Origin of the sequence: Vibrio sp. SCSIO 43133, from assembly GCF_023716845.1 — a bacterium.
GTDB classification, from domain to species: domain Bacteria; phylum Pseudomonadota; class Gammaproteobacteria; order Enterobacterales; family Vibrionaceae; genus Vibrio; species Vibrio mediterranei.
Genome location: NZ_CP068024.1, coordinates 890,107 through 912,979, shown reverse-complemented (window position 1 = coordinate 912,979; position 22,873 = coordinate 890,107). Strand labels below are relative to the sequence as shown.

Here is a 22,873-nt window from a genome sequence, read left to right as displayed (position 1 = left end):
CTATTGAAATACCGCTTTGGTGACAAGTACATCGCCAACTTGCAAGCTCGGTAGTTCATCTAAGTCATCTTTGAGATCATCCTGAATCACATAGATAAACTGTTTGTTGTAGAAATAAGAGGCCTCTTTGACACTGAATTTTTTGATGATGCGGTTCTTAATTCGGCTTAATTGCTCATACACGTATGCGCCATTTTTCTGTGGGGTAAACATCGAAACATCAAGCAAAAGCAAGCTTTGTCGATTGCCCAGGTTAATAGGCACCAGTACATTTTCTAGCTGAATTTCAACCTGCTGCATTTTAGCTGGCTCTGGTTCTTTCGGTGAAAGCCAAGCAGTCAAGGACTCCATATTCAGCGTATTACTTTGGTACAACCAGAAACCTGTGACCGAAAGCGCGAGAGTAACGATGAACGTAACGATAATTTTAGTCATCTCTAAGCCCTCGCAATGTATGCACGATATTCCAAAACATCGCCGTTATCTTGAGAAGGAAGATCATGCGCTTGCGGGCTGACCTCTTGCTCTGAATGATCGCTCTGCTCTTGAGATTGAAACTGCTGTGAGTTCGATTGTTCCAAAGAGATATTTACCTCAGACAGCTCACTATTTTGTGCGACGAGCTCCGCCCTCAAACGCTCTGACGTTGCTAAAATTGCCTCTCGCGTGGCAGCAGATGTAGCGCTCATTTGTATCGTGACCCGCTCGCCATCAACTCTTACGTGCATCTCCACTTTTCCAAGCTCAGGTGGATCAAAGCGTATTCGAGCCGCTTGATTCATGGTGTCCAATTGAAGTTGTATTTTATCTCTCAACACTTGATGAATTTGTCTTTGACTATCTACATCAAGCGCTTTACTTACCTCAATGGTTGGTACTAATCGACTTGCTGTCGTTTCATTGGCTAGATACAGCGCTTCGATAGATTGATGGGTGATTGATCCAAGTGGTAATTGCGTACTAAGCTTTAAGCTAGCTGGTGTCCAAGGGTTCATAGAGCTAGCCTTAGACGCAATGCTAGGCAACGACGACTTCAAGTTGAGCAAATTGGGATTAGTCTGGGGAAGGCCCTTTGGTAGCCATCTGTCCTTAATATCCAATATCACAGCACTCAGTACCTGTTGAGAAAAGGAGGTATTGTTTGAAGTCACTAGCACTTCATCATTTTTGTACTCGTCAGCTTCAAAAGAAAAAAGATGGGACTGCGATGACGCTTCTAGCACTTTAATAGAATCTGCGATTGAGCGTGCAACTCCATTTAGTCGAAGCGGTAACTGTTCTGCTGGCAGAAGCAAGTTAACACTTGACGTCCGCGTAGGCTCTTCAAGACTCACAGACTCTAAATTACGGCTCTCATTAACCCTGCGAATAACGCTCTCAGAGACTACGACGTCTTGTTCAATAGGCAAGGACTGCTGCACCTGATTAAGCACTGAGAACAGAGTTTGAAATGAATGAGCGAGTGGCGTCATTCGGGTTTCCCCAAGCTCAGAAGACAAGGAACTGAGAGCCGTAGAGGTCGAATTGCTCTTCACCGTCGCATCTACCGCCGACAGCAAATCAAAAACCAATCCATTGGTCGCCCAACTATTTGATGCCATATTCCCTTGCAGTTCCATCACTGTTCTCCTGCTCTCACTTGTGTCTGGGCATACGCTTTATCTCGCTCGCGCAGACTTGAATTGTCACTAAGCTGCTGTTTAAGGATGACTTGTTCATGCTCTACTAATGCTCTGCATTGGTTGTGAACACTTTTCAATCGCACGACCAGAGGCAGATAGCTCGGATGTGATTGCTCTATGGTTAGCAGAACCTGTTTGAGCAAACGATTTAACTTTTCTATCTCAGAAAATTGTCTGTTTTTGACCGCCTGTTCTAGCTTGAGAACAAGACGTTCTACTTGCTCAGGACTGGGCTTCATCAAGCCACTCCATTGCGCCTTCCCATCCCTCTTTAAGATCAGTCATCACTTCAATAAGCTTGTCGATCAGCTCGGTATTCATCTCCTTAGATGCTTCAAATACAGTCGCAATGCCATGTTCATAGAGCGCATGGATGTTCTGAATCAAAGCTTCACCTGTCGACAAATCGAGAGAAGCGTCTAGCCCAACTAAGATATCAATGGATTTTTGAGAAGCTTTGGATTTGAGCTCGAGATCCTTATGCTCTATCGCGTATTTAACGCTTTCTAACTCTTGAATCAGACGCTCATGTAGCATACATATCAACTCAAAGCTCGATGAGACCGATGCGTTAGCAGCGACTTGAACATTGGCATAGTTAGCTTGTTGCTGTTTTCCTAATAGCATGGCGGTTTCTCCCTAAACCGTGAAAAGTCCGGAAACAGAATCCAATTGGCTACTTAGTGAGTTCAATTGGGTAAACTGGGCAAGGTAGCGGTTGTAATAGGTTTCATAACGCGTATCCAAAACGGATAGAGCGTCGTTAATACGACTTTTTTCATCGTTCAAGGTATCAATTCGGCGATTGAGCGAGCCATTTGAGAAGTCGATATAGCTCTCTAACTGCGTTTCAAACGCTTCAAACACACCGCCCGTACCTGTAAATAGTGTTTCAAAATCAATGCTAGAAGCCGCACTTTCAAACGTACCCGAGTCCAAACTCAATCTGCCGTCGCGATCAATTTCCAGCCCTAACTCAAAGAGTCGAGTTCCGTCATAGTCAGCTCTAATAACATTGGATAATTGATTTTTGATATTGCGTATTGTGCTATCGGAAGCGAGCACGCCCCGTGCTTCATCTTCGTTTCCTGATTGAGTCAAGTTAGTGATTTCGCTGACGGCGTTGTTGTAGGCGTCTACAAACTCTTGCAGCGATGCTACGGTGGCTGATATATCATCGCCTATATTGATACTAGTCGCAGTATCACCGCTGGTGTTGGCTTTGCGAACCGTGAGGTCTACACCATCTATTAAGTCTTCGAAAGTATTGCTAGAGCTGGTCAGCTGCGTACCAAATTCATTGCCGAGAGTAATAATGGCATCTTGACCAGCTTGTAACGGCGCCGCACTTGCCGCTGCTACCGTAGTATCCCAACCACTTGCCGCATCTGCAGATAAGGTGAAACTGGCATCAACCCCTTCATTGTCGGAGCCAAACAACACTTTCATCGCCCCTTGCGACTTCACTAACGTTGCTTGAATTGAACCGTCAAACTGATCGTTGAAGTAAGTGACAAATTCACTGTAGGTGACATCGCCACTAATGTCGGTATCGGCATCCATAATGTTGATGTTGGTCGTGACTCCACCTTGAGTCACTGAAAAACTTCCAGCCGCAGCCATAACATCGTTCGGATCGGTAGAATTAGCATCAAATACAACTTGATGATTAGAAGCCATCTGCTTAACGAAGACATCAAGATTAACGTCTTCAGCACCTGGACTTGTGGTTAACGAAAAGTAGTCTTCACTAGAGATTGATGTTGAGGTTTGAGTGAGACTAGAGCCGGTTTTTGTAAACTGGTAGATTTTATCTTCGAGAGATTGTAATGCAGATTTGACTTTGTTGATGGCAGAAGTCTTAGACGAAATCGTTGACAATTTTTGGTTATAGCGCAGCTCAAAAGGCTGCACATCTAAGCTTGCAAAATTACTGGCGAGCTGCACCGCATCAACGTTCATGATCCTTCCCTCTTTAGTACAATAAGGAGGTACAGCTCTCCCCTCCTTGGAATGTTGTGACTATGGTTATCCTAATAAGCTCATCGCTAGTTGAGGTACCATTTTCGATGCACTAAGCATTGACGCCCCTGATTGCATTAGCATTTGTTGTTTGCTCATATTGCCCGATTCTGAGGCAAAATCAGTGTCCATAATTCGGCCTTTAGAAGCGTCCACATTTTCAGTCATATTACCGAGGTTGGTAATGGTGTGTTCTAGTCGATTGATTGTGGCACCAAATGTAGAGCGAATTTCACCTAGGTTACCGACAAATCCATTGTCCGTTGCCGTTGCTGGAACGCCAGTCAAAGCATCCATAGCGGCAAGTGCATTAGCTTGTGTTGTCAAATCACCAATACCTAATGACCCAGAAGTACCTACAAAAGTCTGAATGTCGGCTAGAGCCGATGACCCTCCGCCAACCGTTGTATCGAATGTCAACGTTTCTGCTGATGTGCTACCTATCTGGAAATCGATAGTGGCATCAAAAGCCCCTGTACCACTCATCAAGTTGTTACCACCGTAGTTAGTGTTTGCCAAAATATTCGCCAGCTCTTCACCTAACTGCTGATACTCTGAATCCAATGCAGCTAAATCTGCTGTAGTATTCGTGCCGTTAGCCGCTTGAGTCGCTAGGTCGTTCATTCGATATGCGATATTAGTCATCTCATCGAAGGCACCCTCTGCTGTTTGCAACATCGAAATAGCATCTTGTGAGTTACGCATTGCTACATTCATACCACGAGACTGCGCTTCCAAACGGTTAGCAATTTGCAAACCCGCCGCATCGTCCGCAGCTGAGTTAATTCGAAAGCCGGTAGACAGTTTTTCCATAGATTTAGTTAACGCACTGTTTGTCGACTGCAAAGTGTTCTGCGTGACCAAGCTTGCGTAGTTAGTGTGTACTGATATAGCCATCTGATGATCCCCATCTGTGTTTGCTGTTCAGTAACTACTAACGACAGTGGAAAAATTCCATTTCATTTTTTTCGAAAAAAATCACTAAACCTTAAAATTGCAAGACTCAAAAATGAGAAGTGCGTGAAAAATATCCTAGTATTTTAATCAACAATAACCACAAAAATGGCTGTTATGGGAAACGTATTTAAGGCAGTGGCATCAAGGTTAACGATTCCAATCGTACTACTCATGATCCTCGCGATGGTTATTCTGCCGTTGCCACCGATCCTGCTCGATGCGTTTTTTACCTTTAATATCATGCTAGCTATTGTGGTACTGCTGGTCAGTAGTACCGTCACTCGAGTTCTCGACTTTTCTATTTTTCCATCCCTGCTTCTGGTCGCGACATTGCTTCGTTTAACGCTGAATGTGGCATCAACTCGCATCGTTTTGCTTGAGGGTCATAACGGTGGCGATGCCGCTGGTAAAGTCATTCAGTCGTTTGGTGAAGTCGTTATTGGTGGTAGCTACGTTGTTGGTATTGTGGTGTTTGTGATTCTGATGATCATTAACTTTGTGGTGATCACCAAAGGTGGAGAGCGAATCTCAGAAGTATCTGCACGATTTACTCTTGATGCGCTACCAGGGAAACAGATGGCAATCGATGCCGACCTCAATGCAGGTGCCATAGACCAAAACGAAGCCAAAGTTCGACGCTTAGAAGTCGGTGAAGAAGCGGAGTTTTACGGCGCAATGGACGGGGCGAGTAAGTTCGTTCGAGGCGATGCTATTGCCGGACTATTGATCCTGTTCATCAATTTGATCGGTGGCGTGCTGATCGGGATTTTTGAACATGGACTTTCTGCAGAAGAAGCGTTTCAAACCTACGCTTTACTGACTATAGGTGATGGCCTCGTCGCCCAGATCCCATCACTATTACTCGCGACTTCCGCTGCCATTATCGTGACGCGTATTAGTGACAATGATAATGACATGGCACAAACCGTAAAGAGGCAGTTGCTCGCCTCGCCAAACAACCTTTATATGGCAGCGGGCGTAATGTTCGTAATAGGTAGCGTGCCGAATATGCCTCATCTGGCTTTTTATACTTTCACTGTCCTACTGGCATTTGTCGGTTGGCGCCAGTCAAAGTTTCAGGCTACCCCTGAACAGGTTGAATCTGATGTGGGCTCTTTACCTCGCACCAATCATGAAAGCACAATTGATTGGAGCATCATTCCCAATGTCGATGTGATAGCACTCTCTCTGGGATTTAAATTGGTACCTCTTGCCAATAACAAGAAAGGAGGCAATCTGATCAAGAGTATTCGCGGCAGCCGAAAAACACTTAGCGAACAAATTGGCTTTGTGATTCCAGAAGTGATTATCACCGATAATCTCGCGCTCAAACCCTCAGAATACGCAATTAGCATTGATGGTGATGAAATAGAACGTGGTGAAGTCTATGCCGATAAGTCCATGGCAGTGGGCAACCGAATTGATCATCCAGACTTAGATGGCATCGTGGGCGTCGACCCTGCTTATCAGCTTCCAGCTCTATGGATTAATCAAGCAGACAAAACTAAAGCCATTAACCTCGGATTTCAAGTCATTGAGGTGTATGACGTAATTGCGACTCACGTCAGTAAGGTATGCAGTGAACATCTCGATAATATCTTTAATTATGATGATGTTAAGGCAATCAATCATCGACTCGCTATTCACCACCCTGAACTGGCAGAAAACCTCGCCAACATCATTTCACCGAACCTGCAAATGCAAGTGATTCGTCAGTTACTTGCTCAGCAAGTGCCAATCATTAATGTACGAACCATAGCGAATACCATTATCGAAAGTATCGATACCGTCAAAGATCCAATCTTGCTGTCATCAAATATTCGTGTGGCGTTAAAACGTACCATAGTAAACTTGGTATCACCCAACAGCAAAACCATTAACGCCTTTATTATCGGTTCTGCGTTGGAAAATGAGCTTAAGGGCGCGATTTCTCTTAGCCAACAGAGCGATCCTAACATTCCGTTAGATGCCATCCCTGTCGAGCCCTCTGTCTTACAGAAGTTTCAAAATCGTATGCCGACCATAGTACAAACCATGCAAAGCCAAAATCTGCCACCCGTTATCGTTGTTCCACCAACCACACGACCTATGGTGGCCAAATTAGCTAAGGCTTTTGCCAAAGAGCTTATAGTGCTTAGCTACAATGAAATTCCGAATGAGTATGGGTTAAACGTACTTGGCGATGTTGAGTAGAGTCAAAAAACCGAGTTACGTTAATAACTCGGCATCAATCAGCTCTTTTTTTGGGGGTGGAGACGTTTATTGAGGAATAACAACTTGCCCTGAAACAATCGGAAAAGTACCCGTCTTTGGCTTACTATCCATTCGGATAGTCGTTGGAGTACCTGAGACTTCATAAGTGACATCGTAGCCGACCACTTTGGTAGACGTAGTGTATTTTGTTGTGCAGCGTCTTTCTGTTGTACTTATGGTGTCATTCTTCTGAGCATTTTCTTGGATTTTTCTTCCTGTCATAGCACCCGCTACAGTGCCGACTGCCGTTGCGACGGTTTTTCCTGAACCTCCACCAACTTGATTACCTAGTGCAGCACCTGCGGCCGCCCCACCTAGCGTCCCCAAGAGCTTATTCTCATCTCTAACTTCAGCCTGTCTAGTCACCACTACATCATTACACTCTTGATGCGGTGTTTTTATTGCCTTGGTCACCGCTTCTACAAAAGTTATTTTGGCTTCCGTTGGAGCTTCTTGCTCTTTTTGACAACCAGACATTGCCAACATCGTGATTACTACCAGCGCCACTGTTTTCTTGTTCATGGAATTCTCCTAGTTATTGTTGCTACGGCTGCATGATAAGGAGAAAAGAACCGTGTATTTCAGCGGTGAATGAATTCTATGTCATTGTCTGGTAAAGAGTCAGAGCACTATTAGCGCAGCGTCAAACTGTGACGGTAGACCTGTATTTTTAATGTCCCTAGGGTATGATGCTCGCGTCCTAATCGTTGTTTGATGGCCATGTTTTCTCGTTGTTTTACCGTTACACTAGCTCTGTTCCTATCAGTCATTATGCTGGTAGTGAGTTTTGTTGCGATCAGTAACGAGTCAAACGAAGTCTTTTCCCATTCTCTCTCAACGCTCGATAGCCACACCAACTCAGTTGTCTCTAACAAAGCACTATCAAACAAAGTGGAAATGGCTAATCCACATCAATGCTGTGCGTCATTTTGTTTGCTTAAAGTTCCTTGTGGACAATCATTGGTCGTACTTAACTCGGGCACCACGTCGCTCGCCTTAATGTCAATTGATGACATAGGCAAAGCAATTGGCAGAGTTCAAACCCTTTTCCGCCCTCCTATCGCATAACTCCGTTTCCCCAGCATTTAACGCGAGATTTCGCACCCTATTTATTTTTTCGGAGTTATCCCTATGAAGGCATTGTTTACCCTTTTTTCTGCGCTACTACTAAGCGTATCGGCTCATGCGGCTAAATTTGAGCAAGGTACTCACTACAAGGTATTGGATGTTGAAAAGTCAGCCACACCCAAAGTAACCGAGTTCTTTTCATTTTATTGTCCACACTGCTACAAATTCGAATCTGTAGTAGAAAACCTCAAGCCTGCGCTAGCTGATGGCGTTAAATTTGAGAAAGTTCACGTTGCGTTTATGGGCAATGATATGGCAGTACCAATGGCAAAATCGTACGCCACCATGGTTGCTTTAAAGGTAGAAGATAAGATGGTTCCTGCGATGTTTAATCAGATCCACGAAATAGGCAAAAGACCAGTTGACGAGCAAGAGCTCAAACAAATCTTTGTCAGCAATGGTATTGATGGCAAAGCCTTTGACTCGGCGTACAACAGTTTTGTCGTCAACTCAATGCAGAAGAAATTTGATAAGCAGTTTGATGCGAGCACATTAACTGGCGTACCTGGTGTATTAGTTAACAACAAATACATCGTTCAGCCGACAGGTATTAAAAGTTATAAGGAGTACAACGAATTAGTGAATTACCTGCTCACGCTGTAGTGGCTTTAGTTCTGCTCAGACAAGCATAAGAAAAACCTAGAGCTTCACCTTCGCTCTAGGTTTTTTCGTTAATACACTCTCACTTGATTTTTCTTGATCACTACACCCCGCAACAGTTTCCCTGACTGCTGATTTTGAACCGATACCGTGTCGCCGACTAAACCACTTTCAAGAGCCGTTCCCAACGTCTCTAGCCGTATCGTCTCTGACTGGTAAACCACATCAACGGCCTGACCTTTCTCCACATCGTAATCAAGATACAAACGTGATGTGGTCAGAAGCTCGCCCTTTTTCACCGAGCGCTTCAGTTTACTTCCCACTACTTCACTGGGTTTAAAAAATACCTTTTTATCGGTGTAGAGTTTAATTGGCTTTATTGCGATGTCGGAGGGAGATAAGCGCTGGCCTTTTCGCAAAGCTTTATCGGCTGTCACAGCCCAGATAGTGAGGCTGGCTGACGAAGTTGCAGATAAACTCCACCTCTGAGCTTCACATCGTAATGTCCACTTCTGCTTTCCCAGTTTAATCTCACTACGATGATGAATTGCTACTGGTTTTGAGCAAGGCTCGAGTTGATGAATAGCTTTTGAAAAACGAATACTGACATCGAGTTGATACTGTTGCGGGTAACGGTAGCGAACTGTCTGCTCTATCAGCGAATGAATACGAGTGGAAAGGTGTTGCTCGAGCTCAGAACTCGAAGCAACTGCGGCTTGCATATTAGTTATGCAGCCGTACGCGATAAGCAATATGAGTAATAATCCGGTCTTAGACATTAATCCTTAACTTATGTTTTCCAAGCGCTTCCTCCATCGCTTGGTGCTGCATCAGCATGATATTACCTTGGCGCTCCAGCTTGGTCTTACATTGTCCAATTGATTGTTCAATCTGCTTATCCAAAGCTTGAACTCGTTGCAGCACCCCACCTTGTAGTTTTGCCTGTATCACTTTGGTGTATTGCCTGTCCTGACAACCCAGCCGCTTTGCCATTGCGTAGCGCTTTAGGTCGGCTTCAGCCATTCGATGAGTTAGTGAAGTGATGGTTTGGTTAAGCGACTCTAAATTTTGATATTCGCGATTGAGTATCGCCGCGCGAATATCGTCTAGTCCAGAAGATAGCTGGCGAGAAAACTCCAAAATATGCTGACCATAGGTAATGTAGCCTATCAACGTGCTTTTATTGCCCATGGTCTAGTCTCGCTATAACTTTCGCTAGCTCATCCATATCAAACACCAATTCCCCCGAGGCTATTTGCGCTTTGATTTGTTCAACCTTGGCGCTATCAATTTCTTCAACTCCGTCAAAAAAACTCTTCGCATTTTCCAACAAGTCCACTTCATGTTGTGACAGGTTGATTTGCTTCACTTTGACCTTTTGGTCTGGCTCAACCTTTTTGTTTTGAACCACATCAACTTGGGTATGCGGAACAATATGCTTCACATTATCGACCTTGATTTGACTCATATCCCGTTACTCACTTTGCTCACTTCTAATTAACTATAACGGCAATATTTCACGTCTGTTTCACCTTTTTCTCAGTAACTTGATAACGTTGTCTCGGCTAGGGCCACTAAAACCACGATGAATGGACTTCAACGATAGCTCTGGGTTATTTGCTAAATGCTGTTTAAAGCTGCCAAACTGCTCCAATTCAGGATGGGTACAAAAAGCAATGAGTTGATTTGCTCGTACTTTTTTTGTTCTTAGTACTTTCGATAGCGCTAAATACAACTTATTGACTCGCTCAAGCAGTGCTTCGATGTGTTGTATCGCGCCCGATTCATTCACCAGTAAACGACCAATGGTGTCTAGCACTGGATAACAGGCTTGAGCTTGAACGGCTATCGGAGCACCTTCAGCGTAACGCCCACCCTGTCCGGAAACGAAAACTTGGCCGTCCCACGCACGCCAATGCTCATCTCGCATTCCAATCACAAACTCTTGTTGTTGATTAAGTCGTAACTGCAAATGGGCATACGCAAACATCATCTTAAACTGCTCTAACAAGACTTCACGGTCTTCTGTGCGCTCAAAGGCTAACGCCACCAGCCGATTATTGATGTAGAGCGACACCACCTCATCTCGCAAACGCTCTCGTTGGAAATCGAGCCCTGGTATCGTAAATTCAATGAGAGGATTATCGGTTTGAATAGGAGCAAAGCTAGAATCCACGACATAGTGACCAAACAAGCGCTTTTGACTCCAAAACAGTAACTTCTTCTTGATGGTATCGACTTGGTTAGCTTGATCTGGACTGTAATGCGCCAACTCAGCAATCTGTCTAAGTTTGATAAGTTCACTAGCGACAGTTCTTAGAACTTCTCCGGCCATCATTAAGCGGCTATACATCTTGTGCGAATCGGACACTTCTGCGATAAGCTTGGGGCGTTCTTGCAAGTTCAACTGCATCATTTGCTGGTGCAATAAGACTGATGAGGGTTGGCGCGTCGAAAGCTTTTCCGGACGTTTTATCTTGCCCGCACTCGCTGGATTGACCTGATTTTTCCTCTGTGTAATCCCGGTTAACTTCATCCTACCTCTCCCACTAGGTCAATCGTGGCTCGTTGGCAAAGTTGAGCTTAATTATCTCTTCAGACTGCATCTGCTTAACAATGTCGATTACTTCTTTTCGAGCCTGTTCTACCTGACTTACGGGCACAGCACCGATACGTACCAAATTTTCTTTTAGCTCGGTAGAAACCCGCTGTGGCATAGAGTTGATGATGTACAGGCGGCAATCTTTGTTTGTCCCTTTAAGGGCGTATGCCCATAACTCAAGACTGACTCTTTCATTAATGAGGTTGATAGTTTCAAGGTCTTGATTAAACAGAGTGAAGAAGTCAAACATCGCCTCTTCTACCAGCTCAGCAGCTTCTTCATCATGATCGTGAAGAAATTGGAATAAGTTGCTCTTATCGCCGGAATAGCGATTGATAAGGTTTGCCACCACCTTTGAGCCTTGTAGGCTTGCTGATCCGCCGCTGTGATAATTGATTTTGCAGCGATCGATAAGGTCCTTTAGCGTCTCCATTAACCCAGAGGTCAAAACCTGTGTTTTGGATATTTGCAGAATCAACTCGTGGCACTCTTGTTCATCGTATTCGTCCATGACTCTAGCGCTGTACTCAAGTGGCAAATGAGCAATCAGTAACGCCTGCAAATTAATGTGTTCTTTCTTGAGGTCGTTGACTAACAAATCAGGCGGAATCCAAGCCAGTTTTTCTGCGTGCGAACGAATCTCATCACCGTAGATTTCGGATACCAAATCTCGTGCTAAGTTACCGTTGAGCGTCTTCTCCAAGACATTGGTTATATATTGTCGTGTCCCACCTAGAATGCCTGAGTGCTTTCTAAAATCATCAAAAAAACCGGACAACGAAACCAGCGCATCTTTAGCCTTAATGTCTTTCATTTTACTCATCGCATGAGTAATCTGTTTGATCTCTTCATGGGTGAATCCTTTGAGAACCTCAGACCCAATATCTTCGCCCATACTCAATACCAACATGGCGACACCATCCACAGACTGATAAGTTTGTTTGTCATCCATACACGTCCCCTCTGATAATCCTTTGCTATGCCTGAATCCACGTTCGCAAAATCTCGGCTACTCGATTTGGGTCTTCTTTAGCGATAAGTTTCAGGTGCTTGATCTGCACCTCTAGCGGGCTATCGGCCGATGGCAAATTGTCGTCCAACGCTTTGATACCCGTAGCATCAATGCCTAGTGATTCCAGTTTCGACTGTAAGGCCGCTTCTGCTGCTCGTTCTTCTTTGGTAATCACATCATCGTATTCCATGCTCTCGGCTTCTTGTTCCTCCTGCTCAGCGGACTTCGTTAAATATTGAGCCAGCGGGCGCAAGACCACCATGATCATTAAACCACTCAACATCACACCCAATAGATACTTGAGTGGCTGCATAATATTGGTATTTTCAAACCACGCTACGGGGGCTTGATCTGGAATACTGGCAACCACAAACGGGAAATGTGTGATGTGTATAGTGTCACCGCGAGTTTCGCTGAACCCTATTGCAGAGCGAACCACATTTTCGACATTAGTAAGCTCCTCCGGTGTCCAGGTTTGATTTGCGTTGGCCAAGTCATTGACGACAATAGAAACAGAAAGGTTTTGTAACACGCCCTGTTGATGTTGGATATGACGTACTTTGCCACTCACCGCATAATCTCGTGACGTTTCGCTGCGATTCACCTTAGCGTTTGGCTCCGGCTGAGGCTCGCCATCGGTCACTGGGGGCGTGTTACTCAAGGCACCCGGAATACCCAGAGCCATTGAGGACTCATTTACATCGTTAAGAAGAGTTTCCTTTCGCACAACGGGGTCAGCATAAATTTCTTCTGTCTCTTCTATGCGGGAGAAATCAATATCACTTGCGATTTGAACTCGGAAATTACTGGCACCTAGAATTGGAGTAAGCATATCTGTGGCTTGCGCAACCAAGGTTCTTTCTAGGTTACGTTTATAGTCAGATTGCTTACCTGTGGTGACCGTGATATCGCCAACGGTAGCATCGTTAGATAATAAGCGGCCGTGCTGGTCAACGACTCTCACATGTTCCGACTTAAGACCAATGACAGCACCAGATACCAAATTGATTACCGATTCAACTTGAGTCGGTTTGAGATCCATTCCATTGATGATGTGGACGATAACAGACGCTCTTGGTTGTTCTCCGTCTTCACGCATAAACAAGCTTTCTTTCGGAATAGCGAGGTGCACCCGGGCCAAGCTGACCGCACTCATAGTGGTTATACTGCGCGCCAACTCTCCTTCTAATGCATGACGGTAACGGGCATTCTCCATAAACTGGCTTTCACCAAGGCTTTTTGAACTATCGAGTGAATCAAAGCCACTTGGCAGTTGTTCTTTTAACCCTTTTGACGCCAGAATCATGCGAATTTTAGCTACATCACCTTCCGGAACCAATATCTGACCATCATCTTGACTAAGCTGGTAACGTATCGATTCTTCGTCGAGGAGCTGCAAAACTTGGCTAGAATCGAAGTTGGCTGACTTGCTATACAAGGGCCGAAACCGCTCCGCCGATGTCCACAGCATTATGACAATGATCGCCGCCGTAATCGTGGCGAATATGGTGATAATAATGACGTTGCGTTGCGAGCTTTGCCAAAACGTATTAAGCCAGCCAGAGGCTTTGTTGAGCTTCTCTTTCGCCGCTCCCATATTGTTGGCTAACGCTGGTTTTGTTTCTAATTCTGCAGCCATCGCCGTTCCCTAGCCTAAATAGGCATCTTTATGATGTCTTGGAAGTTCGACACCATTTTGTTTCGCACTTGCATCAGTGCGTTAAAGGACAATTGCGCTTTTTGCGACGCTACCGTTGCGCCTAAAAGGTCATCGCTTTTACCCAATTCTACGGCGGTTATCTTGTCAGACGCGTGAGCTTGGTATTTGTCCACTGTATCCAGCACCCCTTTTAACGCATGACTGAACTGCAATGCACTCTCTGAAGCAGGGTTGACTTGGGTATTGTTATGAATACCCCCCTTTACCGCTGCCGATACCATCGTTTGATTGGAAAATGGATTGGTCGCAATTTGTTGCTGATTGTCCATTTTGCCAATTAGCTCTTGTTGTAATTGCATTGCGCTGATTTTTTCCATTACTCGCTCTCCATCGCTGCGTCACTTACGTACCAATCGAATTTCTACGCGACGATTTTTGTCACGACCTTCTTCAGTGGTGTTGTCATATTTAGGGTAGCGATCACCATGTCCACGTATCTCTATCATCTTTTTCGACACCCCGTTTTCAACGAACCACTGTGCAACATCTGACCCACGTTGCTTTGAAATTTGCAGATTCGCCACGGAATCCCCTGAATTATCGGTATAACCATCTATCAAAATCTTAACGATTTTAGGGTCACGCTTTACCAAAGAACTTATGTCATCAATGGTACGTTTTTGCAGTTCCGTTAAGGTCACAGCGCCGCTTTGAAAATGCAGTTCAACGCGGCGTGCATGTTGAAAGTTCACGGGAGGCAAACCAAAGCGGCAATGGTTAAATTCATCTAGTGCGGGCCTGAAATTCGTGGTCGGGAAATAGATATCAAAATCCATAGCATTAATGTTGAACCAGGCACCACTAGCCATGTCTTCTAGTAGTAGCGTCGCACCATCTGCCGTGACTAAAGCGGGACCTTGCTGTTGGATCTTTTCAATGGTGGTTGTGGTATAGGATTTAGAAATCCCCCAGACAGGCTCTGTGGTATTAAACGAAGTGGAAGAAGGGAGTGAGCGTACGCCACGTTTCTCCACCTTGATTTGTAAAGGGTTGGCAGCCAGTAGAACAAACTGTACCGAAAAACCGGTATGAGGGTCGAAAGATTGCAAGACACACTGGTCAACAGATTGATTAAATTGCCATTGCACACTATCAAACGGAACAATATAACGTTGAGCTAGAGCCTGAGTAGGCATCATCACTTTAGCTATTATCAAGCTAACCATCATCAAACGAATTAAGTACAAGGCCCCAGACATAGACAGTAGTCGAGCCCCGAACCAATTCGGTAGTCTTGTATGACGAGGTTTAACCATATCGCTTCTCATATCAAATCAAACAGAGAAATACCGGCGACGCGCGCGAAGGTTTTTTGCGTGGCTTCTAGAGCAATCATACCTTGGTTAAGTTCCACCGAAGCTTGTGCATAATCCAACTCCTCAAGTTCTGAGCGCACCGTTTCGGCAAAAAACACCATATCAATGCTGGTTTCTTTGAGTCTATCCAAGGCGTTATATTGGCTACCAATATCTGTCAAAGACACCAACAAGTTCTGATGCAGAGCTTGATTAGTATCGAGCGCACTATCTAATGCTGGCGTAAACCCAGCTGTCGGAACTTCCAACTCAGCGATTGCATTGTCCAAATCAGTAAAAATAGCGTTGGTGCCGATAATATCCGTGATGGTTAAGTTGCTTGGTACATATTGGTCATCGCCAACTTTGGTTTCACGATAATCTGAATTACTGTTTAAGGTATAAGGCGGTGTTGTCGATATAGCTTGGTTTGTTATGTCTGTGCCTGAAAACAAATAGCTTCCTTCATTCGCTTGATTTAACGTGGTGAGCATCTCTGTTTTCAGCGATTTCAGCTCTAACACTATCCCAGCACGACTTTGTGCATCTAAAGTGCCATTCTTACCTTGAAGTAGTAGCTCATTGACCTGTTGGGACAGCTCTTCTAACGTATTCACATTGGTTTCATAGCGAGTCAACTGAGACTGCACATTCTCAATATTGCGCTGGTATTGCTGATTATCAGAGACCGTCTTTTTTAGTCCTTCAAGGCGCACCGCCGCAATCGGGTCATCGGAGAGATGGTTAAGCTTCAACCCAGTCGACATCTGCTCAAACACTTTATTGAGACGAATGTTGTTATCCATTAGCGAACGCTGCATAACCGCATTAAATTGTGAGTCCGTTACTCGCATCACTGCTCTCCTAAAACGCTTTTAACAAGGTCTGAAACATTTGATTGGCCGTACTGATCACTTTCATATTGGCCTCATAGGCATTGAGATAAAGCAACATGTTCGCGGCTTCTTCGTCTGAGTTCACCGCGCTGACACTATCTCTGGCGACTTGCGCATCTTCCACGCTAATTTGTGCTGCTGTCGCTTCACTTTCAGCTTGTCGGGTAAAAATACCGATGTCTCCCAACAACCCCGAATATGCGCTATAGGGCGTTTTACCAACAACCGACCCATTGGTTAACGGCGTTTGAGAGAGCATGGAAAGATCTTTGAGAACATCACCGTTGCCGGAAAGCGTTGCACTAGAAGAGAACGCAAGCTCTTGTGCGCTAATCGCAGAGTCGATGGCAAGCGAGTGCGCCTCACTCCCCGCCGTGTAAGTAAATAAGCTTTGCCCAGCGGCTCCATTAAGATCAAAGCCCGTATTTAAGGCATTATTGACCCCGTCAGCGAGTCCTTTTGCGAGATCGGCCAATGTCGCTTTAATCGGCTCGTATTGGCTCAGTTTTAAGGCTTCTAGTGCACCAAGTTCTCCACCTAGCGAGTCATCAACCGCAGTCGTCATTGATTGGAAAGTAATGGAAAGATCGGTGCTATAAGGATCACCACTCGAAAAGTCGCGAGTGAGTGAAGCCGAAAAACCGCCAATAACCAGCGGCTGTCCATTAGGCGTGGATAACTCAACACCGCCCGCGGTATATATCACTTGCACATCTAACGATTTTGAGAGCTCGTTAAGCTGTTTGTCCATCTCATCTTGTAGCCCTGCTACTCCTTTACCGAGCAGTGCGTCTTCTTGAAGTTTTTGATTCAGAGCAGCGATACTTTCAAGCTGGCTATTTACATGAGACACGATGGCTCCGTATCGTTCACTTTGCGCCGCCTCTTGCTGACTAAGTTGGGCTGAAACTGAGTTGAATTGCTGTGCTAACGCATCTGCGTTAGTGAGCACTTGTTGTCTAAATGCGATGCTCTCTGGAGTCACACTGGCTTCATCAATCGCGGCAAAAAAGCCATTAAGACCCTGCGTTAAACTCAAACCGTCAGCACCCAACAGATTTTCAATATTAGATAAACCGTCAAAATAACTTTGTGAATATTGCGCCGATTCGGTAGCTTCGCGTAAACGATTAATGGAAGACTGCTCTGCAATCCGAATAATGTCTCCCACTTCAACACCAGCCCCCAAATTGATCCCGTTGACGAAATTTCCAGACGATGTTGCTTCTAAACTGACTACCTGACGACTATAACCCGGTGTATTCACGTTGGCGGTATTTTGCGCCGTCGTATTTAACGCTACACGATTGGCGAGTACACCACTGAGTCCAATATTGACCATTCCCATTATTTACTCTCCTTATCTAGAGGACGGTTGGGAACTTGCGATGACAATTGCTTGAATATCATCTCGGCGAGCCCAAATGAGGATTGACGGCTAATACGCTGCGCCAATTGGGCATCGAGCATTCCTTGAAACATGCCATCCGACTTCATGGACAGCGGATTATTTTCATCACTCATAGCCTCGCTTGCAGAGCGCATACGAGTGAGCATTTGTTGCAGAAATAACGCCTCAAACTGCTGCGAAGCTGCCAACAATCCCGCTCCAGAATTGTCGTGTTTCATTTGAGCTAAGGCATGATTGTCTAAATAGAAGTTCGCGACATGTTGGCTCGCCTGAGTATGAGCTGGAACCGATAATTGCCCGGAGAACGTTACCAGCCCTGCTCGCTGCGAACTTTCAACCATCAAGGTTTCAAAACTCACTGTTTGCGCTTGTGCAGGGCTCGGCGAATGTAATGACGACGCCACTACGGATACGCCAGCTTTGGTGGAGGCAACGTTCTCTATCCCAGGCTTAATTTCACACCGCTGCTTTACTGTGAAAGGAACTTGGCTAGGTAATTGGGTTATTAAAGCCAGTGCGTTTGAATCAAGCATTAGATCACCACCAAATCACCGTTGATAGCACCTACTTCATCCAGCGCTTGTAAGATTTGCATCAACGCTTCTGGAGTAGCGCCAATATTATTAATCGCATCGACGATTTCTTGCAGGTTAGTACCACGAGGCCATACCATCGTCGTACCGTCATCTTCATCGACGCTGATTTGAGTATTTTGGACAATGGCTGTTTCACCCGCAGTATTGAACGCACCTCCCGGCTGTGACACCGACTCGGATTCTAAAATTGTCACGGTAATCCCACCTTGGCTTACCGCCGCCTCGGAAACCGTCACATTCTGGCTTATCACTACAGTGCCTGTTCGCGAGTTGAACACCACCTTAGGCAAACGACGACCTTCTTCGACTTGCAACTCTTGAATCATCGCAACAAACATCACTCTGTCTTCGCTATCAATAGGTGCAGACACTTCAACTTGGCCTTTATTGAGCGCCTTCGCAACTTGCCCACCAAATGTCTGATTGATAGCTTTGGAAATGTTCAGTGCAGTTTCGTAATTAGGCTGCTTGAGTTGCAAACGAATCGTCGGATCCCGGTCAATACCGGTTGAGATTTCTCGTTCTAAGGTCGCACCATTGGGTATGCGGCCAACGGTCGGGGTATTTCGAGTCACGCTGGTGCCGTTTTCACCCGTAGCGTTAAACCCGCCAACTACCAAGCTACCTTGAGCCACCGCATAAACTTCACCATCAATACCTCGAAGTGGAGTAAGTAACAAAGTCCCACCGCGCAGGCTTTTGGCATCCCCTAACGAAGAAACCGTTACGGTCAGGGTTTGACCCGCTCCTTGATGTGGCTCGATCGCGGCAGTCACACTCACCGCGGCAACGTTTTTCAGTTTAGGGTTGGTGCTGTCGTCAAGTTGCACACCAAACTGTTTGATCATATTCACCACAGACTGCTGAGTGAACTTCACTTGCGATTTATCACCGGAACCATCTAGCCCAACTACCAAGCCATATCCAATCAGTTGGTTTTGTCTGTCGCCGTAGACCTCCGCGACCTCAGCAATCGCTCTTGCGGCCAAAGTTGATGGTGCCCAGCTAAGTAGCCACAAAGGCAATAACAAATGGATGAGGTAACGCCATTTCAACTTCATCATTAAAACGGCATCCAAGGTGAATTAAAGAATTGAGTCAGCCAGCCAGCGGTATTGGTATCGGCAAAAGTTCCTCTGCCTGCATATGTGATACGCGCGTCTGCAATACGTTGAGAAGAAAGTGTATTATCGGCTTGAATGTCATCCACTCGCACATTCCCCGTCAGACGGATGTATTCATCGCCTTGATTGAGTTTCAGCCACTTCTCCCCTCGAACTCTAAGCACGCCGTTAGGCAGTACATCGTAAACCGTCACCGTAATAGAGCCTGATAAGCTATTACCCTGTGTAGATGCAGCGGCACCATCAAAATCTCGTGTTGCATCAAGAGCGGCGCTGCCTTCAGCGTAGGTCGTCGTGCCAAGAGTCGGCGCAGCAATCGTCGCGCTGGAATCTTTACCATATTGAGTCGAAGCGCTCTTATCTGACTCTGTTTTCTCATCAAGCATAACAGTAAGAATATCTCCCACCCGATAAGCTCGACGGTCTTGAAACAAGGTCATGGCTGTCGTTCCAGTATACAAACTGCCCTTGCTAACTCGTGTAACCTGATAATCTAATTCTGGCGGAGCATACGCTTCATCATTAGGAGATGGCGGGATAAATTCATCCTGCCGACCCGCGCAACCAATCATATTCACGACCAGAAGTGCGACAACTGCGATGTAATAAAGCACACCAATCGCATGAGACTTTGCAAGCCCCGCTTTATTCGCTTTTTGCTTTTCCATCTCAGCTTCCTTCATGCCTACTTCCCTCTGTCGCTATGACTGCTGAGCAATGTATTGCAGCATTTCATCGGCTGCACTGACCATTTTTGCGCTCATTTCATAGGCTCTCTGAGTGGCAATCATGTCGACCATTTCCTCCACCACCTGAACATTGGAACCTTCAAGTGCACCTTGTTTTAATTGCCCTGAGCCCTCGGTTCCTGCCACTAGCTCTACTGCTTCTCCAGAGCCTTCCGTTTCAGCAAACAAGTTGCCGCCTTGCGCAGCGAGTCCCGCTGGGTTCATGAATTTCACTATCGTAATTTGGCCTAAAGCCTCTGGGTTTACTTGTCCCGGAATCGTTGCTGTTGCTACGCCATCAGCAGTAATGCTCACCAACGTGGCTTCTGGCGGAATGACAATTTCAGGGATGAGTGGGTAGCCTTGTGTATTGACCAACTGCCCATCTGAATTGGTTTGAAACTGACCGTTTCGGGTGTAGAGAAGCTCACCATCCGAGTTCTCTATTTGGAAAAAACCGTCACCAAGTATGGCTAAGTCAAATTGCTGGTTGGTGTTTTGAACATTACCTTGAGTAAAGACTTTTTCTGTCCCTACTACGCGAACGCCATTCCCTAACTGAATTCCTGTGGGATGTTCATTGAGTTCGGTGGTTTCTGTCCCCGCCTGCTTATCGACGCTGTAAAAAAGGTCTTCAAATACCACGCGGTCTCGCTTGAAACCGACCGTATTGATATTGGCAAGATTGTTAGAAATGGCGGTCATTTTCGCATCTTGTGCAGCCATCCCTGTTTTGGATATCCATAAAGCACTGTGCATAATTTTCTTCCTTAAGCCTTAAGTAGTTTATTCCCTATCTGAGCAATTTCATCGGCCGACGCCATGACTTCAATTTGCATTTCATATTGTCGAGTGAGTGACATGATGCTAACCAGCTCTTCGAGGCTTGATACGTTACTCGCCTCCAGATACCCGGAACGTACTTGAACCGTAAAGTCTTCAGCTAACACACCGCCTCCTTTAGGAACAAAGTGGCCGCTGGCATGCATGGTCATTTCATCGTATTCAGGCTTGACTAACTTGAGCGCACCTACCTCGACCGAGGCTTCTCCACCAATTGGAGTCACTGAAATCAGGCCGTTTGCACTGACGGTAATAAACTCAAAATCGGGCAGAATCATAGGGCCTTCGATTGACATAACACGGCGCTCACCAAGATAAAGCTGACCATTGCCATCTAATCGAAAATTTCCGGCACGGGTGTACAGTTCGTTCGGTTCGCCATCCAAGCCTTCTAAGGTAATAAACCCATCGCCATTAATAGAGACATCCAGAGGGCGTTCGGTGCGAATATCTTCACCTTGCGCGAAGTTATTGATCGACGAATTGGTTCTAGAAGTCACGGAAGTCAAAAAACCAGAGCCTTCCAAACGCATTGGTGAGGAGTGTTCCATCAGTGCCTTAAACCCTATGGTGTCGGCATGAGAGAGGTTGTTGGCGCGAACGTGCTGAGCAAGCATGGTTCGCTCAGCACCTTTCGCTGCACTAAACAGTATTGGATTCATAGTCCTACACCACGTTGAATAGCGCTTGTGTTAACTGATCTGAGGTTGAGATAGATTTGGTGTTGGCTTGATAGTTACGCTGTGCGGTCATTAAAGCCACCAACTCAGAAGTCAGATCCACATTCGAGCCTTCCAAAGCCCCTGACGTTAAATCACCGAACACGCCACTGCCTGCAGTACCTAAAACTGGAGTTCCGGAGCTAAAGCTTTGTAGCCATGCGGTATCACTGGTTTTGATCAGGTTTTGAGGGGCGGCAAAGTCTGCGAGTACCACTTGGCCTTGCAGTTGAGATTGTCCATTGGTGTAAGTGGCAAAAATGCGTCCATCATTTTCCATTCGAACACTGGCATAATCACCGGAGGTGTAGCCGTTGGGACTATTTTTAGACACCACAAAGTCACTACCAAACTGAGTAACCGACGATAAATCTATATTGACTGTCACACCGTTTGCACCATTAGCTGGGTCAAAACTCACGCTGTAGTTCCCCCCTGATGCAATGGTTCCATCTGCGTTAAAGGTAAAATTAGCGCTATCAGTGGTAGTTGGAGAACCCGCAGGAACTAATGCGTCAGCGGCATTAATGGCTTGACCATCCACTAAAACATGGACATTCCAATCATTGGAAGCCCCTTTCACAAAGTACTGACTTACCGTATGTGGATTGCCCAGCGAGTCATAAACTGGGGTAGTGTAAGAATGGTTGTAGGTAGAAGAGTCACTGTAATCAAATGCCGCAGCAGGGACTTGCTCTCGCGCATCTAAATTAGCCACAAACTCGATACTGTCGGTCTCTCTTGCTTGCAATGAAGCCGTGCTGATTTGTACTGTGCCAACCGAACCCAAGAGCAGATTATTATTGCCATCCACTGAATAACCTTGCAGCGCTGCACCGCTATTGGCGGTAATAACACCATCGGCATTCATATTGAAAATACCCGAGCGGGTATAAAGAGTTTGCCCTTTGCTGTCTTCTAAAACAAAGAACCCATTGCCACTCAAGGCCATGTCCAGTGAACGCCCAGTGCCCGTTACCGTGCCACTTTTCTCAAAGTTTTGCGACACACCAACTACTTCAACGCCACCAGCTTCACTTCCGCTGTAAACCGACGCAAACTCGGTTCTCGACTCCTTAAAGCCTGTTGTTGAAACATTAGCAATATTATTGGAAATAGTGTTGAGCTCTGAGTTAGAGGCATTTAGCCCACTCAGTGCAATACTAAAGCTCATAATGTCATCCTCTTCATTCAAAAGAGGCTATCTCCGCTAACTCTCTGGTTAGCGGAGAACGACAGCCGTCATCTTACTTACAAAAACTTAAAAAAGGTCAAAGACCAAAAA

Annotated in this window: 26 protein-coding genes; 3 read left to right on the top strand and 23 right to left on the bottom strand. The window is 45.6% G+C overall.

What is annotated here, in order from left to right; all coding sequences use genetic code 11:
* The 6 genes from JKJ11_RS04575 to lafA all read right to left on the bottom strand — a co-directional run bounded on the left by JKJ11_RS04575 (position 1) and on the right by lafA (position 4,601).
* Positions 1–435: a flagellar biosynthesis sigma factor gene (locus tag JKJ11_RS04575; RefSeq protein ID WP_124940757.1), complete on the bottom strand. Its 435-nt coding sequence runs from the start codon at positions 433–435 to the stop codon at positions 1–3.
* Between the two features lie 2 nt (positions 436–437).
* Entirely contained in the window at positions 438–1,619 is a 1,182-nt protein-coding gene (locus tag JKJ11_RS04570) for a flagellar hook-length control protein FliK (protein ID WP_252038789.1), read from the bottom strand.
* A complete protein-coding gene (locus JKJ11_RS04565) occupies positions 1,619–1,921 on the bottom strand; it encodes a hypothetical protein (protein ID WP_006074329.1) in 303 nt (100 codons plus the stop codon). Before JKJ11_RS04565 ends, JKJ11_RS04570 begins: the two co-directional genes overlap by 1 nt.
* Entirely contained in the window at positions 1,905–2,309 is a 405-nt protein-coding gene (gene fliS / locus JKJ11_RS04560) for a flagellar export chaperone FliS (RefSeq protein ID WP_006074328.1), read from the bottom strand. The genes JKJ11_RS04565 and fliS overlap by 17 nt, the downstream gene beginning before the upstream one ends.
* A gap of 12 nt (positions 2,310–2,321) precedes the next feature.
* Positions 2,322–3,644: a flagellar filament capping protein FliD gene (fliD, locus tag JKJ11_RS04555; protein WP_124940755.1), complete on the bottom strand. Its 1,323-nt coding sequence runs from the start codon at positions 3,642–3,644 to the stop codon at positions 2,322–2,324.
* 66 nt (positions 3,645–3,710) lie between these two features.
* The gene (lafA, locus tag JKJ11_RS04550) at positions 3,711–4,601 is read right to left on the bottom strand and encodes a lateral flagellin LafA (protein ID WP_124940754.1); all 891 of its coding nucleotides are present in this window, start codon (positions 4,599–4,601) and stop codon (positions 3,711–3,713) included.
* Between the two features lie 165 nt (positions 4,602–4,766).
* Between lafA and JKJ11_RS04545 the strand changes: the two genes are divergently transcribed.
* Positions 4,767–6,854: a flagellar biosynthesis protein FlhA gene (locus tag JKJ11_RS04545; RefSeq protein ID WP_124940753.1), complete on the top strand. Its 2,088-nt coding sequence runs from the start codon at positions 4,767–4,769 to the stop codon at positions 6,852–6,854.
* Between the two features lie 66 nt (positions 6,855–6,920).
* Here JKJ11_RS04545 and JKJ11_RS04540 read toward each other — a convergent pair whose 3' ends face one another.
* Positions 6,921–7,436, bottom strand: a complete 516-nt coding sequence (locus JKJ11_RS04540; protein WP_252038788.1) for a glycine zipper 2TM domain-containing protein — start codon at positions 7,434–7,436, stop codon at positions 6,921–6,923.
* Between the two features lie 192 nt (positions 7,437–7,628).
* Between JKJ11_RS04540 and JKJ11_RS04535 the strand changes: the two genes are divergently transcribed.
* Together JKJ11_RS04535 and JKJ11_RS04530 are read left to right on the top strand one after the other, a co-directional pair.
* Complete coding sequence (locus JKJ11_RS04535) at positions 7,629–7,982, top strand: hypothetical protein (protein WP_051647424.1); 354 nt, start codon at positions 7,629–7,631, stop codon at positions 7,980–7,982.
* 63 nt (positions 7,983–8,045) lie between these two features.
* Positions 8,046–8,645 carry a thiol:disulfide interchange protein DsbA/DsbL gene (locus tag JKJ11_RS04530; RefSeq protein WP_124940750.1) on the top strand — a complete coding sequence of 200 codons (600 nt, stop codon included), beginning with the start codon at positions 8,046–8,048 and terminating at the stop codon, positions 8,643–8,645.
* Between the two features lie 68 nt (positions 8,646–8,713).
* On the opposite strand, the gene flgA is transcribed toward JKJ11_RS04530, so the two are convergent.
* The 16 genes from flgA to flgE all read right to left on the bottom strand — a co-directional run bounded on the left by flgA (position 8,714) and on the right by flgE (position 22,762).
* A complete protein-coding gene (flgA, locus tag JKJ11_RS04525; protein WP_124940749.1) occupies positions 8,714–9,421 on the bottom strand; it encodes a flagellar basal body P-ring formation chaperone FlgA in 708 nt (235 codons plus the stop codon).
* A complete protein-coding gene (locus JKJ11_RS04520) occupies positions 9,414–9,833 on the bottom strand; it encodes a hypothetical protein (RefSeq protein ID WP_236111570.1) in 420 nt (139 codons plus the stop codon). The genes flgA and JKJ11_RS04520 overlap by 8 nt, the downstream gene beginning before the upstream one ends.
* A complete protein-coding gene (locus JKJ11_RS04515; RefSeq protein ID WP_198557443.1) occupies positions 9,823–10,110 on the bottom strand; it encodes a flagellar biosynthesis anti-sigma factor FlgM in 288 nt (95 codons plus the stop codon). Before JKJ11_RS04515 ends, JKJ11_RS04520 begins: the two co-directional genes overlap by 11 nt.
* 60 nt (positions 10,111–10,170) lie before the next feature.
* Positions 10,171–11,178 (bottom strand): hypothetical protein, encoded by a 1,008-nt coding sequence (locus tag JKJ11_RS04510; protein ID WP_252038787.1) that lies wholly within the window; start codon positions 11,176–11,178, stop codon positions 10,171–10,173.
* 13 nt (positions 11,179–11,191) lie between these two features.
* Positions 11,192–12,196, bottom strand: a complete 1,005-nt coding sequence (locus JKJ11_RS04505; protein WP_006074317.1) for a FliG C-terminal domain-containing protein — start codon at positions 12,194–12,196, stop codon at positions 11,192–11,194.
* Between the two features lie 25 nt (positions 12,197–12,221).
* Entirely contained in the window at positions 12,222–13,895 is a 1,674-nt protein-coding gene (gene fliF, locus JKJ11_RS04500; RefSeq protein ID WP_006074316.1) for a flagellar basal-body MS-ring/collar protein FliF, read from the bottom strand.
* A gap of 14 nt (positions 13,896–13,909) precedes the next feature.
* The gene (gene fliE / locus JKJ11_RS04495; RefSeq protein WP_252038786.1) at positions 13,910–14,293 is read right to left on the bottom strand and encodes a flagellar hook-basal body complex protein FliE; all 384 of its coding nucleotides are present in this window, start codon (positions 14,291–14,293) and stop codon (positions 13,910–13,912) included.
* Between the two features lie 21 nt (positions 14,294–14,314).
* A complete protein-coding gene (locus JKJ11_RS04490; RefSeq protein WP_252038785.1) occupies positions 14,315–15,232 on the bottom strand; it encodes an OmpA family protein in 918 nt (305 codons plus the stop codon).
* 8 nt (positions 15,233–15,240) lie between these two features.
* A complete protein-coding gene (gene flgL / locus JKJ11_RS04485; protein WP_006074313.1) occupies positions 15,241–16,125 on the bottom strand; it encodes a flagellar hook-associated protein FlgL in 885 nt (294 codons plus the stop codon).
* Between the two features lie 10 nt (positions 16,126–16,135).
* Positions 16,136–17,515 carry a flagellar hook-associated protein FlgK gene (gene flgK / locus JKJ11_RS04480; RefSeq protein ID WP_031494855.1) on the bottom strand — a complete coding sequence of 460 codons (1,380 nt, stop codon included), beginning with the start codon at positions 17,513–17,515 and terminating at the stop codon, positions 16,136–16,138.
* Positions 17,515–18,111 (bottom strand): rod-binding protein, encoded by a 597-nt coding sequence (locus tag JKJ11_RS04475; RefSeq protein ID WP_252038784.1) that lies wholly within the window; start codon positions 18,109–18,111, stop codon positions 17,515–17,517. The genes flgK and JKJ11_RS04475 overlap by 1 nt, the downstream gene beginning before the upstream one ends.
* Positions 18,111–19,238 (bottom strand): flagellar basal body P-ring protein FlgI, encoded by a 1,128-nt coding sequence (locus JKJ11_RS04470; protein WP_286036745.1) that lies wholly within the window; start codon positions 19,236–19,238, stop codon positions 18,111–18,113. Before JKJ11_RS04470 ends, JKJ11_RS04475 begins: the two co-directional genes overlap by 1 nt.
* A complete protein-coding gene (gene flgH, locus JKJ11_RS04465; protein WP_420883069.1) occupies positions 19,238–19,870 on the bottom strand; it encodes a flagellar basal body L-ring protein FlgH in 633 nt (210 codons plus the stop codon). The genes JKJ11_RS04470 and flgH overlap by 1 nt, the downstream gene beginning before the upstream one ends.
* Positions 19,871–19,999: 129 nt before the next feature.
* A complete protein-coding gene (gene flgG, locus JKJ11_RS04460; protein ID WP_006074308.1) occupies positions 20,000–20,785 on the bottom strand; it encodes a flagellar basal-body rod protein FlgG in 786 nt (261 codons plus the stop codon).
* A gap of 11 nt (positions 20,786–20,796) precedes the next feature.
* Positions 20,797–21,531 carry a flagellar basal body rod protein FlgF gene (locus tag JKJ11_RS04455; protein ID WP_006074307.1) on the bottom strand — a complete coding sequence of 245 codons (735 nt, stop codon included), beginning with the start codon at positions 21,529–21,531 and terminating at the stop codon, positions 20,797–20,799.
* Positions 21,532–21,535: 4 nt separating this feature from the next.
* Positions 21,536–22,762 (bottom strand): flagellar hook protein FlgE, encoded by a 1,227-nt coding sequence (gene flgE / locus JKJ11_RS04450; protein WP_006074306.1) that lies wholly within the window; start codon positions 22,760–22,762, stop codon positions 21,536–21,538.
* Positions 22,763–22,873 lie beyond the last annotated feature (111 nt).

Excerpts from the sequence above, each read along its gene's own strand:
- JKJ11_RS04575 (WP_124940757.1), bottom strand. The coding sequence starts at position 435 with ATGACTAAAATTATCGTTACGTTCATCGTTACTCTCGCGCTTTCGGTC.
- JKJ11_RS04570 (WP_252038789.1), bottom strand. The coding sequence starts at position 1,619 with ATGGAACTGCAAGGGAATATGGCATCAAATAGTTGGGCGACCAATGGA.
- JKJ11_RS04565 (WP_006074329.1), bottom strand. The coding sequence starts at position 1,921 with ATGAAGCCCAGTCCTGAGCAAGTAGAACGTCTTGTTCTCAAGCTAGAA.
- fliS (WP_006074328.1), bottom strand. The coding sequence starts at position 2,309 with ATGCTATTAGGAAAACAGCAACAAGCTAACTATGCCAATGTTCAAGTC.
- fliD (WP_124940755.1), bottom strand. The coding sequence starts at position 3,644 with ATGAACGTTGATGCGGTGCAGCTCGCCAGTAATTTTGCAAGCTTAGAT.
- lafA (WP_124940754.1), bottom strand. The coding sequence starts at position 4,601 with ATGGCTATATCAGTACACACTAACTACGCAAGCTTGGTCACGCAGAAC.
- JKJ11_RS04545 (WP_124940753.1), top strand. The coding sequence starts at position 4,767 with ATGGCTGTTATGGGAAACGTATTTAAGGCAGTGGCATCAAGGTTAACG.
- JKJ11_RS04540 (WP_252038788.1), bottom strand. The coding sequence starts at position 7,436 with ATGAACAAGAAAACAGTGGCGCTGGTAGTAATCACGATGTTGGCAATG.
- JKJ11_RS04535 (WP_051647424.1), top strand. The coding sequence starts at position 7,629 with ATGGCCATGTTTTCTCGTTGTTTTACCGTTACACTAGCTCTGTTCCTA.
- JKJ11_RS04530 (WP_124940750.1), top strand. The coding sequence starts at position 8,046 with ATGAAGGCATTGTTTACCCTTTTTTCTGCGCTACTACTAAGCGTATCG.
- flgA (WP_124940749.1), bottom strand. The coding sequence starts at position 9,421 with ATGTCTAAGACCGGATTATTACTCATATTGCTTATCGCGTACGGCTGC.
- JKJ11_RS04520 (WP_236111570.1), bottom strand. The coding sequence starts at position 9,833 with ATGGGCAATAAAAGCACGTTGATAGGCTACATTACCTATGGTCAGCAT.
- JKJ11_RS04515 (WP_198557443.1), bottom strand. The coding sequence starts at position 10,110 with ATGAGTCAAATCAAGGTCGATAATGTGAAGCATATTGTTCCGCATACC.
- JKJ11_RS04510 (WP_252038787.1), bottom strand. The coding sequence starts at position 11,178 with ATGAAGTTAACCGGGATTACACAGAGGAAAAATCAGGTCAATCCAGCG.
- JKJ11_RS04505 (WP_006074317.1), bottom strand. The coding sequence starts at position 12,196 with ATGGATGACAAACAAACTTATCAGTCTGTGGATGGTGTCGCCATGTTG.
- fliF (WP_006074316.1), bottom strand. The coding sequence starts at position 13,895 with ATGGCTGCAGAATTAGAAACAAAACCAGCGTTAGCCAACAATATGGGA.
- fliE (WP_252038786.1), bottom strand. The coding sequence starts at position 14,293 with ATGGAAAAAATCAGCGCAATGCAATTACAACAAGAGCTAATTGGCAAA.
- JKJ11_RS04490 (WP_252038785.1), bottom strand. The coding sequence starts at position 15,232 with ATGGTTAAACCTCGTCATACAAGACTACCGAATTGGTTCGGGGCTCGA.
- flgL (WP_006074313.1), bottom strand. The coding sequence starts at position 16,125 with ATGCGAGTAACGGACTCACAATTTAATGCGGTTATGCAGCGTTCGCTA.
- flgK (WP_031494855.1), bottom strand. The coding sequence starts at position 17,515 with ATGGGAATGGTCAATATTGGACTCAGTGGTGTACTCGCCAATCGTGTA.
- JKJ11_RS04475 (WP_252038784.1), bottom strand. The coding sequence starts at position 18,111 with ATGCTTGATTCAAACGCACTGGCTTTAATAACCCAATTACCTAGCCAA.
- JKJ11_RS04470 (WP_286036745.1), bottom strand. The coding sequence starts at position 19,238 with ATGATGAAGTTGAAATGGCGTTACCTCATCCATTTGTTATTGCCTTTG.
- flgH (WP_420883069.1), bottom strand. The coding sequence starts at position 19,870 with ATGATTGGTTGCGCGGGTCGGCAGGATGAATTTATCCCGCCATCTCCT.
- flgG (WP_006074308.1), bottom strand. The coding sequence starts at position 20,785 with ATGCACAGTGCTTTATGGATATCCAAAACAGGGATGGCTGCACAAGAT.
- JKJ11_RS04455 (WP_006074307.1), bottom strand. The coding sequence starts at position 21,531 with ATGAATCCAATACTGTTTAGTGCAGCGAAAGGTGCTGAGCGAACCATG.
- flgE (WP_006074306.1), bottom strand. The coding sequence starts at position 22,762 with ATGAGCTTTAGTATTGCACTGAGTGGGCTAAATGCCTCTAACTCAGAG.